17 protein-coding genes and 1 pseudogene are annotated in these 21,222 nt (G+C 58.2%); 13 read left to right on the forward strand and 5 right to left on the reverse strand.

All coding sequences use genetic code 11. The features are described 5' to 3' along the window. Nucleotides 1-15: 15 nt before the first annotated feature. On the reverse strand, nucleotides 16-879 hold the full coding sequence (locus AB9N64_RS03120; protein ID WP_102879472.1) for an NmrA family NAD(P)-binding protein: 864 nt from the start codon (nucleotides 877-879) through the stop codon (nucleotides 16-18). A 235-nt stretch (nucleotides 880-1,114) separates the two neighbouring features. Between AB9N64_RS03120 and AB9N64_RS03125 the strand changes: the two genes are divergently transcribed. The 3 genes and pseudogenes from AB9N64_RS03125 to AB9N64_RS03135 form a co-directional block, all read left to right on the forward strand. Next, a complete protein-coding gene (locus AB9N64_RS03125; RefSeq protein WP_102879471.1) occupies nucleotides 1,115-1,537 on the forward strand; it encodes a helix-turn-helix domain-containing protein in 423 nt (140 codons plus the stop codon). Between the two features lie 203 nt (nucleotides 1,538-1,740). Further along, nucleotides 1,741-2,742 (forward strand): NADPH dehydrogenase NamA, encoded by a 1,002-nt coding sequence (gene namA, locus AB9N64_RS03130; RefSeq protein ID WP_232104046.1) that lies wholly within the window; start codon nucleotides 1,741-1,743, stop codon nucleotides 2,740-2,742. A gap of 135 nt (nucleotides 2,743-2,877) precedes the next feature. After that, a pseudogene (locus tag AB9N64_RS03135) lies at nucleotides 2,878-3,435 on the forward strand (zinc-binding alcohol dehydrogenase family protein); the annotation flags it as partial. A 168-nt stretch (nucleotides 3,436-3,603) separates the two neighbouring features. Here AB9N64_RS03135 and AB9N64_RS03140 read toward each other — a convergent pair. Together AB9N64_RS03140 and AB9N64_RS03145 are read right to left on the reverse strand one after the other, a co-directional pair. Continuing rightward, nucleotides 3,604-4,872, reverse strand: coding sequence for an integrase arm-type DNA-binding domain-containing protein (locus AB9N64_RS03140; protein WP_102879468.1), 1,269 nt, complete (start codon nucleotides 4,870-4,872; stop codon nucleotides 3,604-3,606). 153 nt (nucleotides 4,873-5,025) lie between these two features. Beyond that, the gene (locus AB9N64_RS03145; protein ID WP_014718389.1) at nucleotides 5,026-5,940 is read right to left on the reverse strand and encodes a LysR family transcriptional regulator; all 915 of its coding nucleotides are present in this window, start codon (nucleotides 5,938-5,940) and stop codon (nucleotides 5,026-5,028) included. A gap of 268 nt (nucleotides 5,941-6,208) precedes the next feature. On the opposite strand from AB9N64_RS03145, the gene AB9N64_RS03150 reads away from it, so the two are divergent. The 4 genes from AB9N64_RS03150 to pgm all read left to right on the forward strand — a co-directional run bounded on the left by AB9N64_RS03150 (nucleotide 6,209) and on the right by pgm (nucleotide 12,550). Continuing rightward, nucleotides 6,209-7,231, forward strand: coding sequence for a zinc-dependent alcohol dehydrogenase family protein (locus AB9N64_RS03150; RefSeq protein ID WP_014718390.1), 1,023 nt, complete (start codon nucleotides 6,209-6,211; stop codon nucleotides 7,229-7,231). Between the two features lie 706 nt (nucleotides 7,232-7,937). Beyond that, nucleotides 7,938-9,362, forward strand: coding sequence for a hypothetical protein (locus AB9N64_RS03155; protein ID WP_371359950.1), 1,425 nt, complete (start codon nucleotides 7,938-7,940; stop codon nucleotides 9,360-9,362). 36 nt (nucleotides 9,363-9,398) lie between these two features. Further along, nucleotides 9,399-10,802 carry a PLP-dependent aminotransferase family protein gene (locus AB9N64_RS03160; RefSeq protein WP_060766471.1) on the forward strand — a complete coding sequence of 468 codons (1,404 nt, stop codon included), beginning with the start codon at nucleotides 9,399-9,401 and terminating at the stop codon, nucleotides 10,800-10,802. Nucleotides 10,803-10,906: 104 nt separating this feature from the next. Continuing rightward, entirely contained in the window at nucleotides 10,907-12,550 is a 1,644-nt protein-coding gene (gene pgm, locus AB9N64_RS03165) for a phosphoglucomutase (alpha-D-glucose-1,6-bisphosphate-dependent) (protein ID WP_060766472.1), read from the forward strand. A gap of 72 nt (nucleotides 12,551-12,622) precedes the next feature. On the opposite strand, the gene AB9N64_RS03170 is transcribed toward pgm, so the two are convergent. Next, a complete protein-coding gene (locus tag AB9N64_RS03170) occupies nucleotides 12,623-13,318 on the reverse strand; it encodes a pirin family protein (RefSeq protein WP_014718393.1) in 696 nt (231 codons plus the stop codon). 217 nt (nucleotides 13,319-13,535) lie between these two features. On the opposite strand from AB9N64_RS03170, the gene AB9N64_RS03175 reads away from it, so the two are divergent. After that, nucleotides 13,536-15,998, forward strand: a complete 2,463-nt coding sequence (locus AB9N64_RS03175) for a UvrD-helicase domain-containing protein (protein WP_106111143.1) — start codon at nucleotides 13,536-13,538, stop codon at nucleotides 15,996-15,998. 264 nt (nucleotides 15,999-16,262) lie between these two features. On the opposite strand, the gene AB9N64_RS03180 is transcribed toward AB9N64_RS03175, so the two are convergent. Then, nucleotides 16,263-16,535: a DUF1652 domain-containing protein gene (locus AB9N64_RS03180; RefSeq protein ID WP_014718395.1), complete on the reverse strand. Its 273-nt coding sequence runs from the start codon at nucleotides 16,533-16,535 to the stop codon at nucleotides 16,263-16,265. 257 nt (nucleotides 16,536-16,792) lie between these two features. Here AB9N64_RS03180 and AB9N64_RS03185 point away from each other — a divergent pair, with 257 nt between their 5' ends. From AB9N64_RS03185 to AB9N64_RS03205, 5 genes are all read left to right on the forward strand, one after another. Beyond that, nucleotides 16,793-17,602 carry an AraC family transcriptional regulator gene (locus AB9N64_RS03185; protein ID WP_014718396.1) on the forward strand — a complete coding sequence of 270 codons (810 nt, stop codon included), beginning with the start codon at nucleotides 16,793-16,795 and terminating at the stop codon, nucleotides 17,600-17,602. 49 nt (nucleotides 17,603-17,651) lie between these two features. Next, nucleotides 17,652-19,058: an FAD-binding oxidoreductase gene (locus tag AB9N64_RS03190; RefSeq protein WP_038450061.1), complete on the forward strand. Its 1,407-nt coding sequence runs from the start codon at nucleotides 17,652-17,654 to the stop codon at nucleotides 19,056-19,058. 23 nt (nucleotides 19,059-19,081) lie between these two features. Continuing rightward, nucleotides 19,082-19,423 carry a cupin domain-containing protein gene (locus AB9N64_RS03195; protein ID WP_032903416.1) on the forward strand — a complete coding sequence of 114 codons (342 nt, stop codon included), beginning with the start codon at nucleotides 19,082-19,084 and terminating at the stop codon, nucleotides 19,421-19,423. Between the two features lie 60 nt (nucleotides 19,424-19,483). After that, the gene (locus AB9N64_RS03200; protein WP_014718399.1) at nucleotides 19,484-20,563 is read left to right on the forward strand and encodes a polyamine ABC transporter substrate-binding protein; all 1,080 of its coding nucleotides are present in this window, start codon (nucleotides 19,484-19,486) and stop codon (nucleotides 20,561-20,563) included. A gap of 189 nt (nucleotides 20,564-20,752) precedes the next feature. Next, nucleotides 20,753-21,220, forward strand: a complete 468-nt coding sequence (locus AB9N64_RS03205) for a M10 family metallopeptidase C-terminal domain-containing protein (RefSeq protein WP_371359951.1) — start codon at nucleotides 20,753-20,755, stop codon at nucleotides 21,218-21,220. The last annotated feature ends 2 nt before the right edge of the window (nucleotides 21,221-21,222 follow it).

Raw genomic sequence — 21,222 nt, forward strand, 5'->3', positions numbered from 1 at the left:
GGGTTGCGCCGGCTATTACGCCCGCTCTGCAACCAATTGCGAGATGGCTTCGTTCAACGTTGTCGAACCTTTGCGCATCTCGATACCGCCGCCTTCGAAATCAATCCACCCTTCATTGAAACCATTGATCATTTGAATGCGGGGAAGGGGATTGGTAGCCCCTTGGGATCGGAAAAGTGGCTCCCATTCGGAGCGAGGTATAACGTTGGTTGTTACTCGATGACCGAATGCGAGTGAGAGGGCATTTTCGATGTCCTTAGCGGAATAACGTGATGGGCCCTCCAGTTCCACAAACCTTGCCCCGTCCCACTCCTCATGCAGCAGTTGCGAAACCGTGGTGCCAATGTCGCGGATAGCAATCATGGGAATGGGGTGGTCGGCAGGCTGGAGAAAACTGTTGATGTTGCCGACGCGGGCGTCGCTCAAGTCCCAGGATGAGTTCTCCATAAACCATGCCGCACGCACAAAGGTGATTGGCAGGTTCAAGGTTCGAAAGCTCTCTTCGGACATCTTCAAATTGTTGAGCAGGTTCACGCGCTCGACGTGGGCGCCTACCGTAGACAACACGACGACTTTCGCTGGTTTCGCCTTATCCAGGGCTTCACGCACCGAGCGGTTTGCCTCGACGGTATCCGGGAAACCGGGTGAGGGGTCATAGTTGGGTGGCATCAGGATGAATGCACCGTCCACACCAGTCAGCGCCCGTGTCATGGCCGGTATATTGCGATTATCCGTGACGGCGACTTCACACCCGCGAGCAGCCCATACCGCACCTTTGGCAGCATCCCGGACGATCACTCTGACCTGCTCCCCGGCATCCAGCAATGCGTTGGCAACAGCTCTGCCAACTTGGCCAGTTACACCCATAACTGCAAACATTTGCACCCCCAATCATGAATACCAACATGAATCTCAACGAGAAAAAACCTTGGTCGGCCGCTCACGGCCGCCGACCTGTAGCGTGTATTCGCCCATCATTTTCGGTCGTTTGAGAAGCGAGGCGGGCCATTGCGCTCACTCGACATGCGCATGTTAAAGTTATGATCGTCACCGCGTATATGGCATTTATTTGCACGTAGTGCCAAAAAGCGTACTACCCAACTGAGGATGATGTATGACCAAGCTTAGGAACTATGACGGCGCACCGGGGTGTTCCATCGAAGCCGCGCTTCACATAATGGGCGGCAAGTGGAAGGGGGTCATCCTTTACCACCTGCTGCTGGATGGCACGCATCGATTCAATGAGCTACAACGGCGCCTTACCGGCGTACCGCCGAGATTGTTGATCAAGCAGCTTCGGGATATGGAAGAGGATGGACTTGTGGTACGCAAGGTCTACCCAGTGGTACCACCTAAAGTTGAATACTCGCTAAGCGACGAAGGTCGGAGCCTTGAGCCTTTCATCTTGGGATTATGCGGTTGGGGAGATGCCTGGTTGAAACGTCGGGGTATGACCACAGCAGCGCAGATGAGAGCGGACGAGGATGCTGCAGGGCTGAAATCAGATGCACCGTGCTTAGCTGAAGAGCAAGGGTAGGGCAGTACGCTTAAGCGTACTATATGCAAATTTTCGCAGTATTTACGTTTCTGCCCACTCCGATAGGCTTGTTTGCAAACGGGCATTTGACTGGATCGAGAACTCCAGCCTAGCCCTGAACAACCCTCGGAGGATTGATTTTGTCCGCAAAACTTTTTGAACCAGTAACCATCGGTGGCTTGACACTTCGCAACCGGATTGCGATGTCACCAATGTGCATGCACTCAGCCGATGATGGATGCGTTACGGATTTCCATACCGTGCACTACGGTGCTCGAGCCCTTGGTGGCGCAGGTCTCGTATTTCTGGAAACCACTGCCATTATGAGTAATGGAATGATTGGCCCTGGCGATATTGGGATCTGGGACGACGTCCAAGTTCCAGGGTTAGCCGAGCTGGTCAAAACTATTCAGCGGTTTGGGGCGAAAGCAGGCTGCCAGTTGGGGCATGCAGGCCGTCAGTTGGGTGTCCCAGGCCCATCCATCGCACCTTCGGCCATCTCGTTCACTGCCGATTCACCTGTGCCGCAGGCACTCGATCTGGCAGGAATCAAGCAGGTGGTAGAGGCTTTCCGACAAGGCGCACGCCGTGCTCATGAGGCGGGCTTCGACGTAGTGGAAGTGCACACTGCCCACGGATATCTGCTCAATGAGTTTCTCTCGCCACTCGCGAACCATCGCACCGACGAATACGGTGGCAGCCATGAGAACCGCTATCGCATCGTCCGTGAAGTGATCGATGCCGTTCGCTCCGAGTGGAAAGGCCCATTGTTCGTCCGGATCTCGTCCACCGACTACACCGAAGGCGGTAACACACCTGAAGACTTCCTCATCTACGGCAAATGGATGAAGGAGCAGGGCGTAGACCTCATCGACTGTTCGTCAGGCGGTATCGCTATGGTGAAGGTAAAGGCTTTCCCTGCCTACCAAGTTCCAGCGGCTGAATTGCTGCGTCGTGAGCTTGGGATCATGACAGGCGCCGTCGGTCTGATCGAAAGCGGCCGCCAGGCTGAAGAAATCGTACAGAACGGTCGGGCAGACATTGTTCTGGTTGGCCGTGACATGCTGCGAGACCCCTTCTGGGCCCGCACCGCCGCAGACGAATTGCGAACGGCTATCCCGGTTCCTCCGCAATACACCCGTTATGGATCGGTATGGCAGCGCAGCCAACCGCCGGTGCCATCAGCACCAATGACCGAAAGCTGATCTGCCCACAAGTACAACAGGCTTGATCCAATTTACCCCTGATGCGCCACGCAGCGTTCAGGGGTTTTCTCCATCCGAATTTATCCAGGTCGTTTTCTTTGTTGAAGCGGCTCCTTACCGACTTGAAGGAATAACATGAAAGCCATTGCATTCACTCAACATGGTCTGCCAATCGAAGACCCCAATTCGCTGATGGACATGGATCTGCCAAGGCCAACTCCAGGCTCGCGTGATCTATTGGTGGAGGTGCAGGCCATCTCAGTCAATCCTGTCGACACCAAGATCAGGGCAGGCTCCGCGACTACTGAACCCAAGGTGCTGGGTTGGGACGCAGTGGGAGTAGTCCGTGAGATCGGCGCTGATGTAACGCTGTTCAAAGTCGGCGACGAGGTCTTCTACGCAGGCTCTATTTTGCGTCCTGGTAGCTACAGCGAATTTCACTGCGTGGATGAGCGTCTCGTTGGTCATAAGCCTAAAACCATCAATGCAGCTCAAGCAGCAGCATTACCTCTCACGTCTATTACCGCTTGGGAGTTGCTCTTTGACCGCCTTGGCGTTGCTGAAGGGGGTGGAGAGGGGAACAGTTTACTCATCATGGGGGCTGGGGGCGGAGTGGGCTCAATCCTCGTCCAATTGGCTCGCAAGCTAACCAAAATGACAGTTATTGGAACAGCTTCACGGTCTGAAACGAACGCACCATGCATCCATCCACACGAGCCATCCTTCAGGCGTCTCTGCCTCTTCGATTTTGATCATTTCCTACTTCGGCAAGAAGGGAAACCCCTTAGATTTCAATGGGTAGGACGCTAGATGCGAGTCTCGTTTCCCGCTACAATCTCCTGATTTGTATTCGCTGTATCGTCAATCTGTGGTTATTCGCGCCGCGTTTTGACGCAACTGATCTAGGTAGTTCGCCCATTGTTGGGCAGCCTCTCGGCGTTGCGCCAGCAATTGAGCCCGTGCATACACTGCCCCGAGCGCACCCGGCATTCGGTGAGATAACGAAAGTTCGAGCACGATTGGATCGATACCCAAGTGCTCGTGGGCAATGGTTCTGTAGGTCGCGCGAAAGCCGTGGGCAGTAATGTTGTACTCCGGCCAGATACGCTGAAAGGACTTGAGCATGGAGGTCGGATTGATGGGGCGACCCGGATAGACCGGCGAGACGAACACCCAGCCTTTGCCTTCTTCATCCACCACGCGGGTTCTATGTAGCTCGCGTAACAGAATCAAGGCTTGCTCAGGCAACGGCACGATGTGTTTGCTCTTGTCCAGATGCTTGGTCTTGCTCACCACATAACGCCAATCGGCGCCCACCAAGTCGACATCTTCCCATCGCATCTGCACCAGTTCGCCTGGGCGGACGGGCAATATGACCAGCAGGCGCATTGCCGCGGCAACGCTGCCGTCGCTGCAGTCATCAAGGCGTAGAAGAAACCTGCCCAGGTCGGATGGCCTTTCGATCGCCGGGTTGCTGGTCACAATGTGGCGAATCTTCAACTCCTCAATGTTGCTGAGCGCCACGTTGCGCTCCACCCAGCCGCGACCTTCGGCAAAGCCCAGAACGGCACGTATGATGGTGCGCACGCGCCGGGCCATGGCCATGGTGCGCTGGCGGCGCAACTCAGTGATGATCGTAGTGATGTGTTCCAACTTGATCTCGCTGACCGGTTTATTGCCGATAGCGGGCAAGATGTGGTTATTCAGCGCGCCACTAAACCCCGAGATGGATTTGGGCACCAGTTCCGCAGACTTAAATGCTAACCATTGTTTGGCCACATACGCGAAGGTGCGCTCTTCGTTGAGCAGCTGTGCCTCGATCTTCGCGGTCTTGGCTTTGAGGGGAGCAATGTGGTTGGCTACGTCGCGGCGTGCGCCGCGGGCAATGTCGCGTGCCTCCTTCAGACTGATGTCAGGGTAAGCGCCAATGGAGAAGCGGTTTTCCTTACCATGCAGCCGATACTTCAAGCGCCAGAATTTGGACGGGGATTTACCGGCCCTGCTCGACGCCCTTACCTCCAAGTAGAGGCCAGGGACTTCGCCGTCGGCGTGCTTGCCGGGCTCAGTCAGCGAGCGGATGAAGGCATCGCTGAGTTTTCGTTTGAAAGCAGTAGCAATATCTGGCGGCATCGGTGGGGGCATCCTTTTTAAGGAACCGAAATTTGCCCCCAATTATGCCCCCATGAGCTCTGGAATCCACTGGATTTAGACAGGCGGCGGTGGATTGATTTTTCCTTCAAGTAGTTGTTATTTAAGGATTTTATGGAATACAGTGGAACTCCATTACAAGCTATCGGGGTCCCCAAAGAACATCTGAATCCGCGACCTCAACCACCGCTCCCCCGGGTCATTATCCTGCGAACCCCGCCACGCCATATGCAGCTCAAACGAGCGCACCGGCAACGGCGGGTCTTCGGCACGCAACCCACCCGCCGAGGTCAGCGCTTCCGCCGCATAATCCGGCACGGTGGCCAGAATGTCCGTACCCGCCAGCAAGGTACCCAAGCCATTGAATTGCGGCACCGCGAGTACAACGTGGCGCTTGCGGCCGAGTTTTTCCAGCTCTTCATCGATAAACCCGCTCAAGTCGCCGGCAAAGGACACCAGCGCGTGGGGCCGTGAGCAGAAGTCATCCAGGCTCAGCGAGCCCGGTACGCTGTCGGCGCGCAGCAGTTTGGGCAGGCTGCGGCGCAGCACCTTGCGCTTGGCGTTGGCGGGCAGGTCGGCGGTGTAGCTGACGCCAATGGAGATTTCACCGGAGGCCAGCAGGCCGGGCATCAGGATGTAGTTGACGCGGCGTACCACCAGCACGATGCCGGGGGCTTCGGAACGCAGGCGTTTGAGCAGTTGCGGGAGCAGGGCGAATTCCACGTCGTCGGACAGGCCAATGCGAAACACGGCGGTGCTGGTGGCCGGGTCGAATTCGGCGGCGCGGCTGACGGCGGTGGAGATCGAGTCCAGGGCCGGGGAGAGCAGGGCGAAGATTTCCACGGCGCGGGCCGAGGGTTCCATGCTGCGCCCGGTGCGCACGAACAGGGGGTCATCGAACAACCCGCGCAGGCGTGACAACGCTGCGCTGATGGCCGGCTGGCCGAGGAACAATTTCTCGGCGGCGCGGGTCACACTGCGCTCATGCATCAAGGTTTCGAATACGATCAAGAGGTTAAGGTCGACACGACGCAGGTCGTTACGGTTCATCTTGTGTCCTGGAAGAGTCAGCAAACTTGATGTGAGCGGTCATGTAGCAACCCCTGAGGTTCGATTCAGAGGGATGACCGGCATGAATCTTACGGGGAAAGGCTGGTACTCTGCACCGGCTAATTGATTTTTCCTACGATAGTTGAGGGGTGTTCCTCCTTCGCGGAATCAATGACAGGCATGTCGACTATTAATGGTGACCGGTGGTCTTACCCCCAAAGCCCAGATAAAGTTCATGGCATTAGAGGTTACTTTGACGAGGTTTGCGATGTCCCGCACGATCCGTTTTCACAAGTTTGGTCCGGCCGAGGTGCTCAAATGCGAAGAGCATGCGGCCGCGCAGCCCGCACCGGGCGAAGTGCAGGTGCGTGTCGACGCGATCGGCATCAGTTGGTACGACATCCTGTGGCGCCAGAACCTGGCGTCTTCCCATGCACGCCTGCCTTCTGGCCTGGGCCATGAGATGGCCGGGGTTGTGGTTGCCCTCGGCGACGGCGTGGATGACTTGGCGGTGGGCGATAAAGTGGCCAGTTTTCCGGCCGAGAGCCCCAATGATTACCCGGTGTATGGCGAGCAGATCGTCTTGCCCCGTTCGGCCCTGACCCGTTATCCGGATGTCTTGAGTCCGATTGAAGCGAGCGTGCACTACACGCCACTGCTGATTGCGTACTTTGCCTACATGGACCTAGCGCGGGTCAAACCCGGCCAGTTCGCTTTGGTGACCGATGCCAGCCACTGTGCCGGCCCTTCGTTTGTGCAGTTGGGCAAGGCCCTGGGTGTGCGGGTGATTGCCGCCACCAAAGACAGTGCTGAACGTGAATACCTGCTGTCCCTCGGGGCAGAAAAAGTCATCGTGACCGAAGAACAAGACCTGCTGATGCAGATCAACAAGTTCACCGACAACCGGGGCGTCGACGTAGTGTTCGATGGCCTGGGTGGCCCGCAGATGTCGCTGCTCGGGGACGTCCTGGCGCCGCGCGGCAGCCTGGTGCTGTATGGCCTGCAAGGTGGCAACCAGACGCCATTCCCGGCCTGTGCGGCGTTCCAGAAGAACATTCAGTTCTTTGTGCACTGTATCGGCAACTTCACCGGCAAGCCGGAGTTGGGCATTATCCAGGATCACGTGGCGTTGCAGCGCGCGTTGCGCGATATCAACCAGCTGACAGCCGACCGGGTGCTTGTCCCACTGAAGACTACGGTATTTCCATTCAGTCAGTTCGTCGAAGCGCACCGATACATGGACGAATGCCCGTGCCGCGAACGGGTGGCGTTGCAGGTTGAAGCTGTTTGAGCTGTAGGAGTATTCGCAAATGAATACGCTGGCGCCTGAGCTGATGAGGCAAATGCGCCATTTGACAGGGCTTAACCCGCACCGGGGTTGAGCCGCCGCAGGGGCGTTCTGCCCCGTAAACAATACTGTTATTGCCTTGCGCCGCCCTGAAATCCAGTGCGGCGCTTGTGTGTGGGCGTCATTTAAGTTGGGCAGGCAGTTCATCTGAGCTGCTTTTTGACGCTGTTCTGTATCTGTTAATCATTATTTGAGTGCCGATAATTGAGTCTTCATTGTTATCTCAAGGATTGAGCCATGATTGATTACACGGCAGTTGCGTCACGCACCTTCAGAACTAACGAGGCTCGGATTGTTTTTTCCCGGCAAGTGCAAAACGAATACCCTTTTGCTTTACGCGCACCCAAGGTGCGCAGGTGATTAATATTTGTCGGACAATTCTCTAATTGCTTAGTTAAAACAGTGTAGGACGTTGTCGGAACATTCCTAAGGCTAATAGCTATTTCGCTAGAGCCCGCGCAGGCGCTGGATTCTCCGGCGGGGCGGCCATAGGCCCCCTCAATGCTCTCACCTGCGCTTTTGTTGCAAGGTGCTAATGTTGACTCAAACTTGTGCTGCGCACTGGATGACAAGCCTACAGATGTAATAAGTCGAGCAACGCTGTTTGGTAGTTGCTTGAAACTGATATTTCAACTCGGGTAGTAGAACGATGAGCACTATTCATGAACAAGCCATGAGCTATGTTTACCAGCAAGTTCTGCAACGTTTAATCGGGCACTTTACGCGTGCCGAACGAACGTCACTTCAATTGCTCGTTCAGCGCATCGTGGTGGCCGCAGGCGGCATGGAACAAGTGGGCAATTACAAAGTACTGATCGCCCACGGTGGCGGCGAAGTGAGCAGCTACACCCTCGCGTTGCTGCGTGCGGCGCAACTGACCATTGCCGGCCGCTCGCCCAAGACTTTTCAGATACGGGTGGCAACATTGCGGCATGCGGGTATGACTCAAGCAACGCTCGACTGCCTGAATCAGGGCTACGCAGCGCTGTTCTTCCATGACGACCCACGGGTAGAGCTGTTGATGGTGGAAAACCATGAGGTGCTGCCGTTCAACCATCAGCGCCCGGCGTCCAGTGCCGCTCGGGAAATCAGCCAGCGTAACAAACTGATGATTGGGCACCTGACGTCCGGCGATATCCGCGCCGCCCTGTGCGATGACACGCTCCTGGCCCTGGGCGATTTCTACCAGCGGGTCGCTACCTGGAACGGCGGCGTGCATGCCCTGGTCAGCGGTGATTCAGTGCGCAAGCAAAGCCAATACATCGCGTGGCTGAAAAAAACTGCGCTGGCGACCGGCCTTGCATTTGCGCCCGGCAAGCCATCGTCGCTCAATGGGTGGTTTGCACGCATGGAGGAATGGAGCGTGGGGTGCTACCGCGACCTCTATGGCGAGCACTATGCCGGCAACGAAAGTCCGGGCCGGGGCGGGCATCGTCATTTGGCCTATATCGGCATCGCTGATCTGCTCAAGGACGCCGATGTCGCCCATGCGCCACTGCTCACCGGGTTCCTCGCCTACAAACGGGACCCGTTCGAGTTCCATTTCAGCCATCCCGCCTATCCCAACCCATTGCTCATGGCGCATTTGCACGGCGTGCAGGCCCAGTGTCTGCGTGAGCTGTCCTACGAACATGGCGTCGCGGGGTTTGTTCGGCGTGCGGCAGACTTCCTGCACCGCAGGCAAGTACCGGTCGCGCTGATCAAAGAAGCGTCAGGGCCAGAGGGGCAGTTGCTGTCCACCGCCTACATTCAGGAGTTCTCCGGCCTGGACGACAGCCAGTTGACGTGCCTGTTGTTTGCGCCCTTCGTTCAACATGGCGAACGGTTGGAGAGCTTCTTGCGTCAATGCCATCCCGGCATGCTGGTGGCACTTCCTGAACTGCACAAGGCACTACAGGGCAAACCCGCTGCGGACATCCTGCACCAGTGGCTAGTGGATACCAGTGGGCTGCCGCTGCCGCTGTTGCAGCACCTGTATCGTAAGCGCCCGCTGCTGGGAGGGCGCGGCATGCGGGTATGCAAACAAACGCTGGCGCGGCCCAAGGTGCGCATCGCCCAAGTGTCGGGGCGTTAGCAGCGTGTATTCGCCAATCAAAGCCGGTGATCAACAATGAACCTTCGGGGGGAGCGGCAAGTAGACTTTGCCTATCAGGCGGTGTACCGCTACATGATCAATCTGATCAACGAAGTCAGCCGGGAAACGCCAGTGAAACTGCCTTCCCTGCGGCAGTTATCGACGCGCATGAATGTGTCGATCTCGACGATTCAGTACGCCTATTCGTTGCTGGAAAAGGAAGGACGAGTGTACTCGGTGGCCAAGTCCGGCTACTTCGCCTGGCCCGTGGCTGCAAACGCGCCCCTTATGGCGGGTACAGACTTGCTCGAGCGCTTGTACACGGCCGCCCGGCGCCCGGCGATGGTGGTGCTCAGTGGCGATGAACCGGCGCTGTTGGGGTCGCTGGATGGCGCGTTGCTGGCGCTGGAACGTCAGCTGGTACGCCGGTATCCCCATCACCTGCAACCTTCGCAACCCTGTGGTGTGTGGGAGTTGCGCGCCGCCTTGGCCGCACGCTATACCTCGTCGCCCACCCGTTGTTGGCAAGCGGATGAGGTGTATGTGGGGGCCGACCTTCAAGGCGTACTGGACATCCTGATTGATGCCCTGGGCCTTAAAGGCACCGTGGTGGTGGTTGAATCTCCCTGCGATTACCTGGTGTTGCGCCTGCTACAGGCCGCTGGTGTGCGGGTCATTGAATGGCCCTGGCGCGCCGACGGCCGCCCCGATTTGGCCACTTTTGAGCACCTGCTGCGCCACGAGCCGGTGCACTTGGTGCTGCTCTCGTCCGTGGTCAGCATGCCCTCGGGTAACGCCATGACCGAGCCCGAGCGGCTGCACGTAGCGCGTCTGCTCGACCAGCACGGCTGCTGGTTGCTGGAGAACGATACCTTTGGTGACCTGAGCTTTGCGCCGCCCGGATCGGCCTTGCGCGGCCTGGTCAACCCAGAGCGGCTGATCGTATTTTCTTCGTTCGAAAAGGTGTTGGGCCCGGAGGCGCCCTTTGGTTACCTGCTGGCGCAGCAGATGAGCAGTGAATTGCAGCGCCAATTCTTACTGCGTTCGTTTCGATTGTCCGCTATCCGACAACGCGCCATTGCCCGGCTGTACGAAAGCGGTCGGTTCGACCAGCACCTGCAGACGTTGCGCCAGCGCCTCCATGAGCAGGCGCACGCCATGAGTCACCGCTTGGATGCGCGTATGCAAGGGCGTGTGCACTACCGCATGCCCGTGGCCGGGGCGAGTTTCTGGTTGCAGTCCATGACGCCGGTGGACATGCGCCTGGTGTTCCAACGCATGCTCGCCCAGCAGGTAGTGATTGCCCCCGGCGAGCTGTTCAGCCTCAGTGGTTTACATCACCAGCATATGCGCTTGAGCCATACCTTCAGCGGCCATCCCAACCTGGACATCGCCCTGGATACGCTGGCGCAGTCACTACGGCAGGCGCAGACTGAGTAGTGTGTGAAATTTCTCTTTAGATCGTCGGATCGATACCGTCGCGCAGTAGTCCAAGTCCCAGTAAACTGTCATTTTTTCCGAATCCTTCTTTTCGAGGTTTATGCATGACTATCAGTCCTTTTGCGGGCAAACCGGCGCCAGCCCAGTTGCTGGTGGATATCCCGCGACTGGTCACGGCCTACTACACCGGCCAGCCTGATGCAGCGATCTCCACTCAGCGTGTGGCTTTTGGTACTTCCGGGCACCGCGGTAGCTCGTTTGAACTGAGTTTCAACGAGTGGCATGTGCTGGCTATCAGCCAGGCCATCTGCCTGTACCGCGAAGCGCAGGGCATCACTGGCCCTTTGTTTGTCGGCCTGGATACCCATGCATTGTCGACGCCAGCCGGTGCCAGCGCCTTGGAAGTACTGGCGGCCAACGGCGTGCATGTGATGCTGGCCGAGGGCGACGAGTACACGCCGACGCCGGCGATTTCCCACGCCATCATCTGCTACAACCGCGGCCGTACCAGCGGCCTGGCGGACGGCATTGTGATTACACCGTCCCACAATCCGCCGCAAAGTGGCGGCTACAAGTACAACCCGCCTAACGGTGGCCCGGCTGATACCCATGTCACCAAGTGGATCGAAGCCAAGGCCAACGAACTGCTCGCCAACAAGCTGGCCGGGGTCAAGCGCATCACTCACGCCCAGGCGCTCAAGGCCGACACCACCCATCGCCATGACTACCTCAACAGCTATGTGGCCGACCTGATCAATGTGATCGACATGGACGCGATCCGCAGCGCCGACCTGCGCTTGGGCGTGGACCCACTGGGCGGAGCAGGGGTGCGCTACTGGTCGGCGATTGCCGAGCACTACCGCTTGAACCTGGAGGTGGTGAATACCGAGGTCGACGCAACCTTCCGCTTCATGAGCGTCGACTGGGACGGCCAGATTCGCATGGACCCGTCTTCCAGCTACGCCATGCAAAGTCTGATCGGGCTCAAGGAGCGTTTCGACGTTGCCTTCGCCTGCGACCCGGACCACGACCGCCACGGCATTGTCACGCCTTCCGGAGGTTTACTGGCGCCCAACAACTACCTGGCGGTGTCCATCGACTACCTGTTCCAGAACCGTCCGGACTGGCGCGCCGATGCAGCCGTAGGCAAGACCGTGGTGAGCAGCGGCCTGATCGACCGCGTCGCAGCGCGTATTGGTCGTCGCCTGTACGAAGTGCCAGTGGGCTTCAAATGGTTTGCCGATGGCTTGTTTGAAGGGTCGTTGGGGTTTGGCGGCGAAGAAAGCGCCGGTGCCTCGTTCCTGCGCAAGGACGGCAGCGTGTGGAGCACCGACAAGGACGGCCTTATCCCGGCCTTACTGGCCGCCGAAATGACCTCGCGCAAAGGTCAGGACCCCAGCCAGATCTACCGCGGCCTGACCGATGCCCTCGGTGAGCCGTTCGCTATCCGTGTGGATGCCAAAGCCACTCCAGCGCAAAAAGCCCTGCTGGGCAAACTGTCGCCGGAGCAGGTCACGTCCACGCAATTGGCCGGGGAGACCATTCAGCAGGTCCTCAGCCATGCGCCGGGCAACAACCAGGCGATTGGCGGCTTGAAAGTCATGACCGAAAACGGCTGGTTTGCCGCACGGCCCTCGGGCACTGAGGACATCTACAAGATCTACGCCGAGAGTTTCGTTGGCGAAGAGCACCTCAAGCAACTGGTGGAGGAGGCGCAGGTGTTGGTTGATGGTGCAATCAGCCAATAACTGACACTCATGCGGTAGAAGTGTGGGAGGGAGCAAGCCGCCTCCCACATTAGATAGCAACGAGAGTTGAGATCAGGCCAGGTCCACCAGCACGATTTCGCTGTCCTCAATCGCCGTTACCCGCAATACCTGTTCATCCTCAACCGCCACACCATCTCGCGCCTTTGCCTGCACGCCATTGACGTCAATCACGCCCGTGGCGGGCACCAGGTACGCCCGGCGGCCACTGTCCAGCCGGTACTCCGCACTTTCTCCAGCTTTCAGGTTAGCTGCCACCAAGCGTGCATCCGCACGAATTCGCAAGCTTTCACTGTCGCCAGCCTTGCCGCTGGCCAGGGTTACAAAGCCCTCGCGGTTGCCCTGTGGAAACGGTTTGGCGCCCCAGGACGGCGGCAAGCCAGCCTCATTGGGAATGATCCAGATCTGAAAGATCTTGGTTGGCGTAGCCTCCAGGTTGTACTCGCTGTGGGCAATGCCGGTGCCTGCGCTCATTACTTGCACGTCGCCGGCTTCGGTGCGGCCTTTGTTACCCAGGTTGTCGGCATGGCTGATGGCCCCTTCGCGCACATAGGTGATGATTTCCATGTCGCGGTGCGGGTGCTGGGGAAAGCCGCTGCCGGGGGCGATGATGTCGTCGTTCCATACCCGCAAGTTGCCCCAGTGCATGCGCTGGGGGTCGTGGTATTCGGCAAAGGAAAAGTGGTGATGAGCGTCAAGCCAGCCATGGTGGGCGCCGCCCAGTGTGTTGAAAGGTCGAAGTTCAAGCATGATCGTCTCCTGTTGATGAACCTATCATCCAGCAGCGCATTATCGAGAAAAAGCGTAAAAAATGCCTGTTTATGATTCATTTATTCGATGTTTAACCCCGGTGTTCACTTTCACTTCATCGCCTAACTGCATGACAACAAAGCATTTGGCTGGAACTGAGCGGCGTTTCCGGCGACCATGACGGCTTGGTCAAAACAAGCTCACCGCAGGAGTCCGCGTGTCGCAACAACAGCCTGATCTACCCCCCGAACTGCGCCCCTTGGCTGAAATGCCGTTGTTGAAGCGGCTTGCCGCGCGCCTGTTCGGCCATGGCCTCACCCGTTTGCGTGCGCAGCATCGATTTTCCTGGTTGCATGGCCAGGCCGACGGCTTTCGCAGTGGGCATGAGGCGGGCGTTGAGTACGGTTACCGTGAGGGTAGGGCTGATGGCATCGAGGAGGGCCGACAAGTCCTGCTGATTCGTGACTTTCGCCCCGATGAGCACCGTGCGCCAGGCATAGATGACAGCCTGTTCGACGATTGGCGATTGCCGCTCACCGCAGAGGTGAAGAAGCGCATGAAGGCCGATGTCGCGCGCCTGCTGCCAGCCCATGCGCAGCCAAGCGCGGCGCAATGGAAGATGATCTTCAGCGACACCCCCTCGACCTCAGTGATTGCGGGGGCCGGCGCTGGCAAGTCGACGTCCCTGGTGCTGCGCATCCTGCTGCTCAGCCATTACCTGGGCTTTGAACTGAGTTCGATGACTGTGGTGACGTTCACCCGCGAGTCGCGCAAGGACTTTATCAACAAACTCATGGAAATTCTCAACCTGTGGGGCCAACCCCTTGGCAGCAAGGAAGCCCAGGCGCTGGTGCGCACCTTTCATTCGCGCATCCTGCCGATGGTGCGCAGCCTGCCGGGTTTTGAGCGGCTGCAGGCCTTTGAGAACCTCAGCGGTGGTTTTGAAGACGCCGACAGCAACGCCTTCGACCTGCGTATCAGTGACGCCCAGCGCCAGCAGATGAACGCTTGTTATCACCGCTTGTATGGCCGCCATCAGCGTTTTCGCGAGTTGATTGCACCCTTGGCCCGCCATAGCCTTCAGCTCAAGGAGCTGGAGCGCGATCATCCTGACGTGCAAAAGCGTATGGCCGTGACTGAATTGGCCGCCAAGCGCGATGAAGAACTCTGTGATGTGATTGAGGACCTGTGGTTTCGCGCCGGTGCCTGGCCGATCAAAGGTATCGAACCCAGCCGTCAGACCTTTGAAATCAACGGCGCGCGATTTCATTGCCACGGCTACATCCCGGAGCTGGACGCCTGGGTGGTACTGGGGTTCGATGGGCGTGAAAACCCGCAGATCAGTCGGCCGAATTCGAAACTCTCGGTTCGTGCAGAATGGGCAGTAAAGCGCACGTTGTTTCAAGCTTTCTGTAATAAGCCGCTGATATGGCTGGATAATTACGAATCTTCAAAGCGCCTTTTGAGCAGTCTGGGCGGCGATGCCACGGCCGGGCCAGGCTTCGATTACAAGGTTAAAGGCGAACTCGCCTCGGCGCCCCTGTTGGACAGTTTTGTCATGGCAGCCGGGTTTATCGAGAACCTCGGCCTGGATGTCCCCACGGCGGTTGGCCAGATGAGTTTTGCCAAGGACGACCCGGATCGGCTGTTCTTCGAGGCCCTGAGCATTTTCTGGAAGGCGCTGGAAGATCACCTGCTGGAACAATCGCCGCCGATCATGACCTACAACCGGATGTTCTCGCTGTTTGGCGAAAACACCCCGGAGAACCTCAAGCTGCTGAGTGATCCCTTGTTGCGGCCGATGTCGCACTTGATGATCGATGAATTCCAGGACGTATCGCCGCAGATCGTGTCCTGGATCCGCGCCAGCCTGCGCGAAATCCGCAGCCGTGGGCCGGCCATGCACGTCGGGCGCGCAGCCCAACGCTCATCCTTGCTGTGCGTGGGGGATGACTGGCAATCCATCTATGGCTGGCGCGGCAGCTCGCCCAAGTACTTCATGGAGTTCAACAAGGAGTTTGTTTCGCCCAGCACCACCCGCGTGATGCTGGGCGAGAACTACCGCAGCCACCAGCACATCATCGACGCTGCCGAACATATCGTCCGTAGCGCGCCGGCCATCCCGGGCAAGAAGGCCAAGGCCAGTGGCGAGCCCAAGGTATTGGTGCCCGTCACGGTGTTGGAGCGTGACGACGCGGCACTGGGGCAGCGGTTGCTCGAGCACTATCAGCGGGGCGATTCGATCCTGATGCTTTATCGAAAAAGTAGCGATAAGTTATTGATTCAAGAGCATATTCAGTCTGTAGTTAATGTGGATTCTAGCTCGGCGCCTCAGGCGCGCAGGCTTAAACAGCTGACTTATCACAGTGCCAAGGGCTTGCAGGCGGATGCGGTGTTTTTGCTGGGCGATTGTCAGCATGTCACCAGCTCGCCGTATAAGAATCAGGTCTATCGCATGGCGGGCTTGGGTAAGGATGGCGACAGTGAGCCTTATGACAATGCCCAGAGAGACGAGGTGTTGCGCCTGGCCTATGTGGGGATCACCCGGGCGGTCAGCCATTGCTATTGGTATGTGGAGAAGCCGGAAGGCCAAGGCGTGAATGTGCCCAGGGCGTCTGAGCGGGTGGATGGCAGGAAGGTGTTTTTTGATGATCAGCGTGCGCCGAAGGGGGCTGGCTGACCTGCGATAAGAGCCCGACAGCCGACGCGTCTCTACCTGACAACACGGGATCGAACATGTGGGAGCTGGCTTGCCTGCGATGGCGGCCTGACAGCCGACGCCTATCTACCTGACACTCCACGATCCAACTGTGGGAGCGGGCTTGCTCGCGACGGCGGCCTGACAGGCGACACAGTTGGAACGGGGCGCCTGAGATCAAAAGCAGATCAAGAGCGACTCGCTTCGCATCGTGGTTACCGTCAGAGTGGGGCGGTTAGCCCCGCCTCACGCCCGCAACGAAACCGGCGGCACGAAACTCTCCAATTCATCCTCCACGGCCTCGATGATGCGCTCCACATCAGCCGCGTTCATCACCGTAGCGCACGGAATCCCCGCGATAGCGATCAACGTCTCGCCGCTGGCCCGGTCGAACAGGCGGGCGATCATGCTGCCGGGGGCGTCCATGCTGCCCTCGAAGCCCATGGGGTGAAAATGCCAGCGCATCAGCTGGCAGGCGTTGGGAAATGTCACTTTGTTCATGTTGCCCACCTTGTTCATTGAGCGCTTCCTTTAGCTCGCGGCAGGGGCCAGGACCTTCGCTGGTCATGACATCTAGGGCTTAAAAATAGCATTCGTTCGCAACGCCAAGGTGACTTTTTTGCGCCCGTTCGGCGGTTCTTTCGCCTGGTTTTGATATAGATCATGTCCTACAGAGGAATAGGCAAAAGGCCATTAGTCAGGCGCTCGATTTGACCATTGAAGGGGCGGGTAAACTTCGGCACTCTCAAACATTTTCTCCCGTCGTAGAGCCCAATATGCCCGACATCGCCCCAGACGATGAGTGTCAGAATTCCCACGCTACCGGCCAGTTGGTGCTGCGCCATCACCTGTGCTGGCGTCATCGCGATCTGGACGGGGTGATGGCTTACTACCATCCCGAGATCCAGTACCACGATTTTTTCCAGAACCGTGTGGTGGGCTATGCCGAGTTGCGCGAGTACTTGCAAGCCAGCATGCCCCGTGAGGCGGATGAGGCCATTGAACACACTGACCGCATCCGCGCCGATGGCGATACGGCGTTTATCCAGTACCGCATCACCTTGCGTGGCGGCCAGGGCCTGGTGTCGTTTCGTACCAGTGAGGCCATTACGGTGCGCGACGGGTTGATTTGGCGGGTGAATGAATATGCGTCCCTGGTGCACGAGCAACCAGCCCAGGCCTTGCGCCCTACGGTCAGCCGCCTGGGCCTGTCGCCCCAGCAGTTGGGTTATATGGCCAATGACCTGCAACAATATTTTGAGCGTCAGCAGCCGTATCTGGACCCGGAGCTGGATCTGCAGCGGGTCGCCAAGGCCTGTGGCTACAGTCGCAACCAGATGTCCTACCTGCTGAACCAAGTGCTGGGGCAGAGCTTCTATCGCTACGTCAACCAGGCGCGACTCCAGCATTTACTGGCCGCGCTGGATCACGCCACCGCGCCGGTCAAAGTTGATGAGTTGGCCTTTGCGGCCGGTTTCAATTCACTCTCGGCGTTTTACAGCGCTTTTCGCCAGCACACCGGGCAATCGCCCAAGGCGTACCTCAAACAAATTTCCCTGCGTGCACGCGCGCAAGACAGCCCCTGACACTGCACTCTAGGATCGGCCCTATCGAACCGAGGTAGGGGAAGCTGGCATGCCGGCATGGCGCAATATCAGTTTATGGATGGACCAGTTGGACGACCCGCTGTTAGCGCGTCCATCGCTGGAGCACGACCTGGACGTCAATGTGGCGATTATCGGCGCCGGCTACACCGGCCTGTGGACCGCCTATTACCTGAAGCGCCAGGCCCCCGAGCTGAAAATCGCGATCATCGAGGCACAGACTGCTGGGTTTGGCGCATCCGGTCGCAATGGTGGCTGGTTGATGGGCAACCTCTTGGGGGAAGACCGACTGCTGGCTGAGCTTGCCCCTCAGCACCGGCGCGCTTCGTTTGACCTGCTGCACGGTATCCCTGATGAAGTGGCCCAGGTGCTGGCCCGCGAAGGCATTGACTGCGACTACCGCAAAGGCGGCGCCTTGTATTGCGCCGCACGCTACCCCGAGCAGGAAGTCAGCCTGCGCCGCTATCTGGACAAGCTGTACGCCCAGGGCCTCACCGAAGACGACTACCGCTGGCTCAGCCCGCAGCAATTGGCCGAGCAGGTCCGCATTGCCAAGCCTTATGGCGGCATCTATGCCCCCCACGTCGCGACGATCAACCCGGCAAAGCTGGTGCGTGGCCTGGCGCGGGCGGTTGAGAACCTGGGCGTGACCATTTACGAAAACAGCCCCGTGACCCATTGGCAGTCCGGCGGCCTGCGCACCGCCAAGGCCAGCGTGCGCGCCGCCTGGGTGGTGCCTGCTGTCGAGGGTTACGCCAATACCTTGCCCCCATTGGGCCGCTACCAGTTACCGGTGCAGAGCTTGATCGTCGCCACCGAACCGCTGCCGGCCAGTACCTGGGCAGACATCGGGCTCAGTCAGGGTCAGGCCTTTGGCGAGAGCAGCCGACAGGTCACCTACGGCCAGCGTACGGCCGACAATCGTCTGGTCTTCGGCGCCCGTGGTGGCTATCAATTTGCCGGCAAGTTGCGGCACAACTTCGACCTGACCGACAGCGAAGTGGAGTTGCGTCGCTACCTGTTTGGCGAACTCTTCCCACAGCTGAAAAAGGCCAGGATTACCCATTCCTGGGGCGGCAACCTCGGCATGTCGCGCCGTTTTCGTCCGCACATGCTCTGTGACCACGCCACGGGCATCGCACTGTCCGGCGGTTATGGCGGGGAGGGCGTGGGCGCCACCCACCTCGGCGGCCGCACCCTGGCCGATTTGATCCTCGGCCGCGACACCTTGCTGACCCAACAACCCTGGGTGATTCGCGAAGGCGGCCTCAAAGCACTCAAGGCCTGGGAGCCGGAGCCGTGCCGCTGGCTGGGTTACAACGCGATCATCCGTAGTTTTGTTCATGAAGACCAGGTCTTGGCCAACCCCAACACTGCGCCCTGGCGCCGCAAGCTGGCGACCGGCATTGCCGGTTTCATGGAAGGTTTCATGCACTGACTCGTCACCCACAGGGAAAAACCATGAGCATTACCCAATTCAAAGACACGCTGAACACCCCTCTGCCAGATTCATCACCGGTGGCGGTGCCCCTGGGCGCGCCCATCGCCGTGGCCTCCACCTTGAGCGTGGAGCGCAACGATGGCGTCGAGACCGGCATCTGGGCCTGCACCCCGGGGCGCTGGCGTCGGCAGATCACGTCCCAGGAGTTTTGCCATTTCATCCAAGGGCGCTGCACCTTCACGCCCGACAATGGGGAAACCCTGCACATACAAGCCGGTGACGCACTGATGTTGCCAGCCAATAGCACCGGTATCTGGGATATCCAGGAAACCGTGCGCAAGACCTATGTCCTGATTCTGTAACGCTTTGATCCTTGATCGCCTGCCATAAAAACAGCCCTAAAACCGCCAGGAAATCGAACCATGAAAGCCATTGCCCTGTTGCCCTTGATGTTAGTGGCCTCTATCAGCCAGGCCGCCGAGACCGTGAAGATCTATAACTGGTCGGACTACATCGCGCCGGACACCACCAGGAATTTCCAGAAAGACACTGGCATCGGTTTCACCTATGACGTGTACGACAGCAACGAAACCCTCGACGGCAAGCTGATGACCGGTAAATCGGGCTATGACGTGGTGTTCCCCTCCAACCATTTCATGGCGCGACAGATCCAGGGCGGCGCCCTGAAAAAACTCGACAGGAGCCAGTTGCCCAACTGGAAAAATCTCAACCCCGTGCTGCTCAAGGCCCTGGAAGACAACGACCCCGGCAATGCCCACGGTTTCCCGTACCTGTGGGGCAGCACCGGTATCGGCTACAACATCGACAAGGTCAAGGCGGTACTCGGCGACAACGCCCCGGTGGATTCCTGGGACTTGATCTTCAAACCGGAAAACATGGCCAAGCTGCAAAAATGCGGCGTCGCCATTCTCGACAACGGCCCCGAACTGCTGCCAGCTGCGCTGAATTACCTGGGCTTGCCGCACCACAGCAAAAAAGCCGAAGACTACAAGAAGGCCGAGGCCTTGCTGATGAAAGTGCGACCTTACGTGGCGTATTTCCATTCCTCGAAATACACCGCCGATCTGGCCAATGGTGACATCTGTGTCGCCGTCGGTTTCTCCGGCGACATCCTGCAGGCCGAAAGCCGCGCCAAAGAAGCCAAAAACGGCGTGAATATCGGCTACAACATTCCCAAGGAAGGCGCGGCAATCTGGTTCGACATGGTCGCCATGCCTGTCGACGCACCGAATGACAAAGCCGGCTATGCGTTCATGAACTACCTGCTGCGCCCCGACGTGATGGCGAGTATCACCAACTACGTGCATTACGCTAACGGCAACGCGGCGGCCGACAGCCTGGTAGACCCGGCGATCAAGGCCGATACCAAGGTGTATCCAAGCGCGGAAATGATGGGCAAGTTATTTGCACTGCAAGCCATGCCGTTGAACATCGACCGGGTGCGTACTCGGGTTTGGAATACCATTCGTACGGGGCGTTAAATAACAGGAAAACAGCGCCACCAGGAAGGCCGATAAGTCATCGGTACTGGGTGGAATAAATAATCACGTTATAGTTAAGACATGTGATGTCAATTATTTGGAGTGGAAAGTGTTATTGCCTGCGTGAGAGATTTCAATCCGCAACGCGTAACACTTTCACATACACTCATGATCTGACAGGTGACTTATATGTCTTCCATACAAAGCCTTCCCACTGGCGGCACTTGGACCCAACCGGAAAACAGCCCGCCCACCTTACGCGGCACAGACCAGCGTGAGCGCCTCGAAGCCAGGCGTGGCGAGCCCTCGGTCCTCATCGGCGGTGGCGGTGGCGACCAGCTGGTGGGGCGCCAGGGTGAAAACACATTCAAATATGAAAAAAGTACCGACTCCCTTAGCGATGACCCTGACACCCTGTTGAATTTCAACCCCAAGGAGGATGAAATTGATGTGGCCGAGGTATTAAAAGACCACAACATCTCAGCTATTAATATTCAGCCAGGCCCGCCCGTGGAAGTGGGGGATGTGCAACTGACTCATGAGTTTGGCGTGAGCACTTTGACTATCAAGGTCAACCCTGAAGGGCCGAACTTTTCTATACGCGTTGATGGCGTAAATCTTTTGCCGCAGCATATTAATTTCTTTCATTCGGACTAAGC

The organism is Pseudomonas sp. KT_2_4, from assembly GCF_041410225.1.
Taxonomy (GTDB): Bacteria; Pseudomonadota; Gammaproteobacteria; order Pseudomonadales; family Pseudomonadaceae; genus Aquipseudomonas; species Aquipseudomonas paracarnis.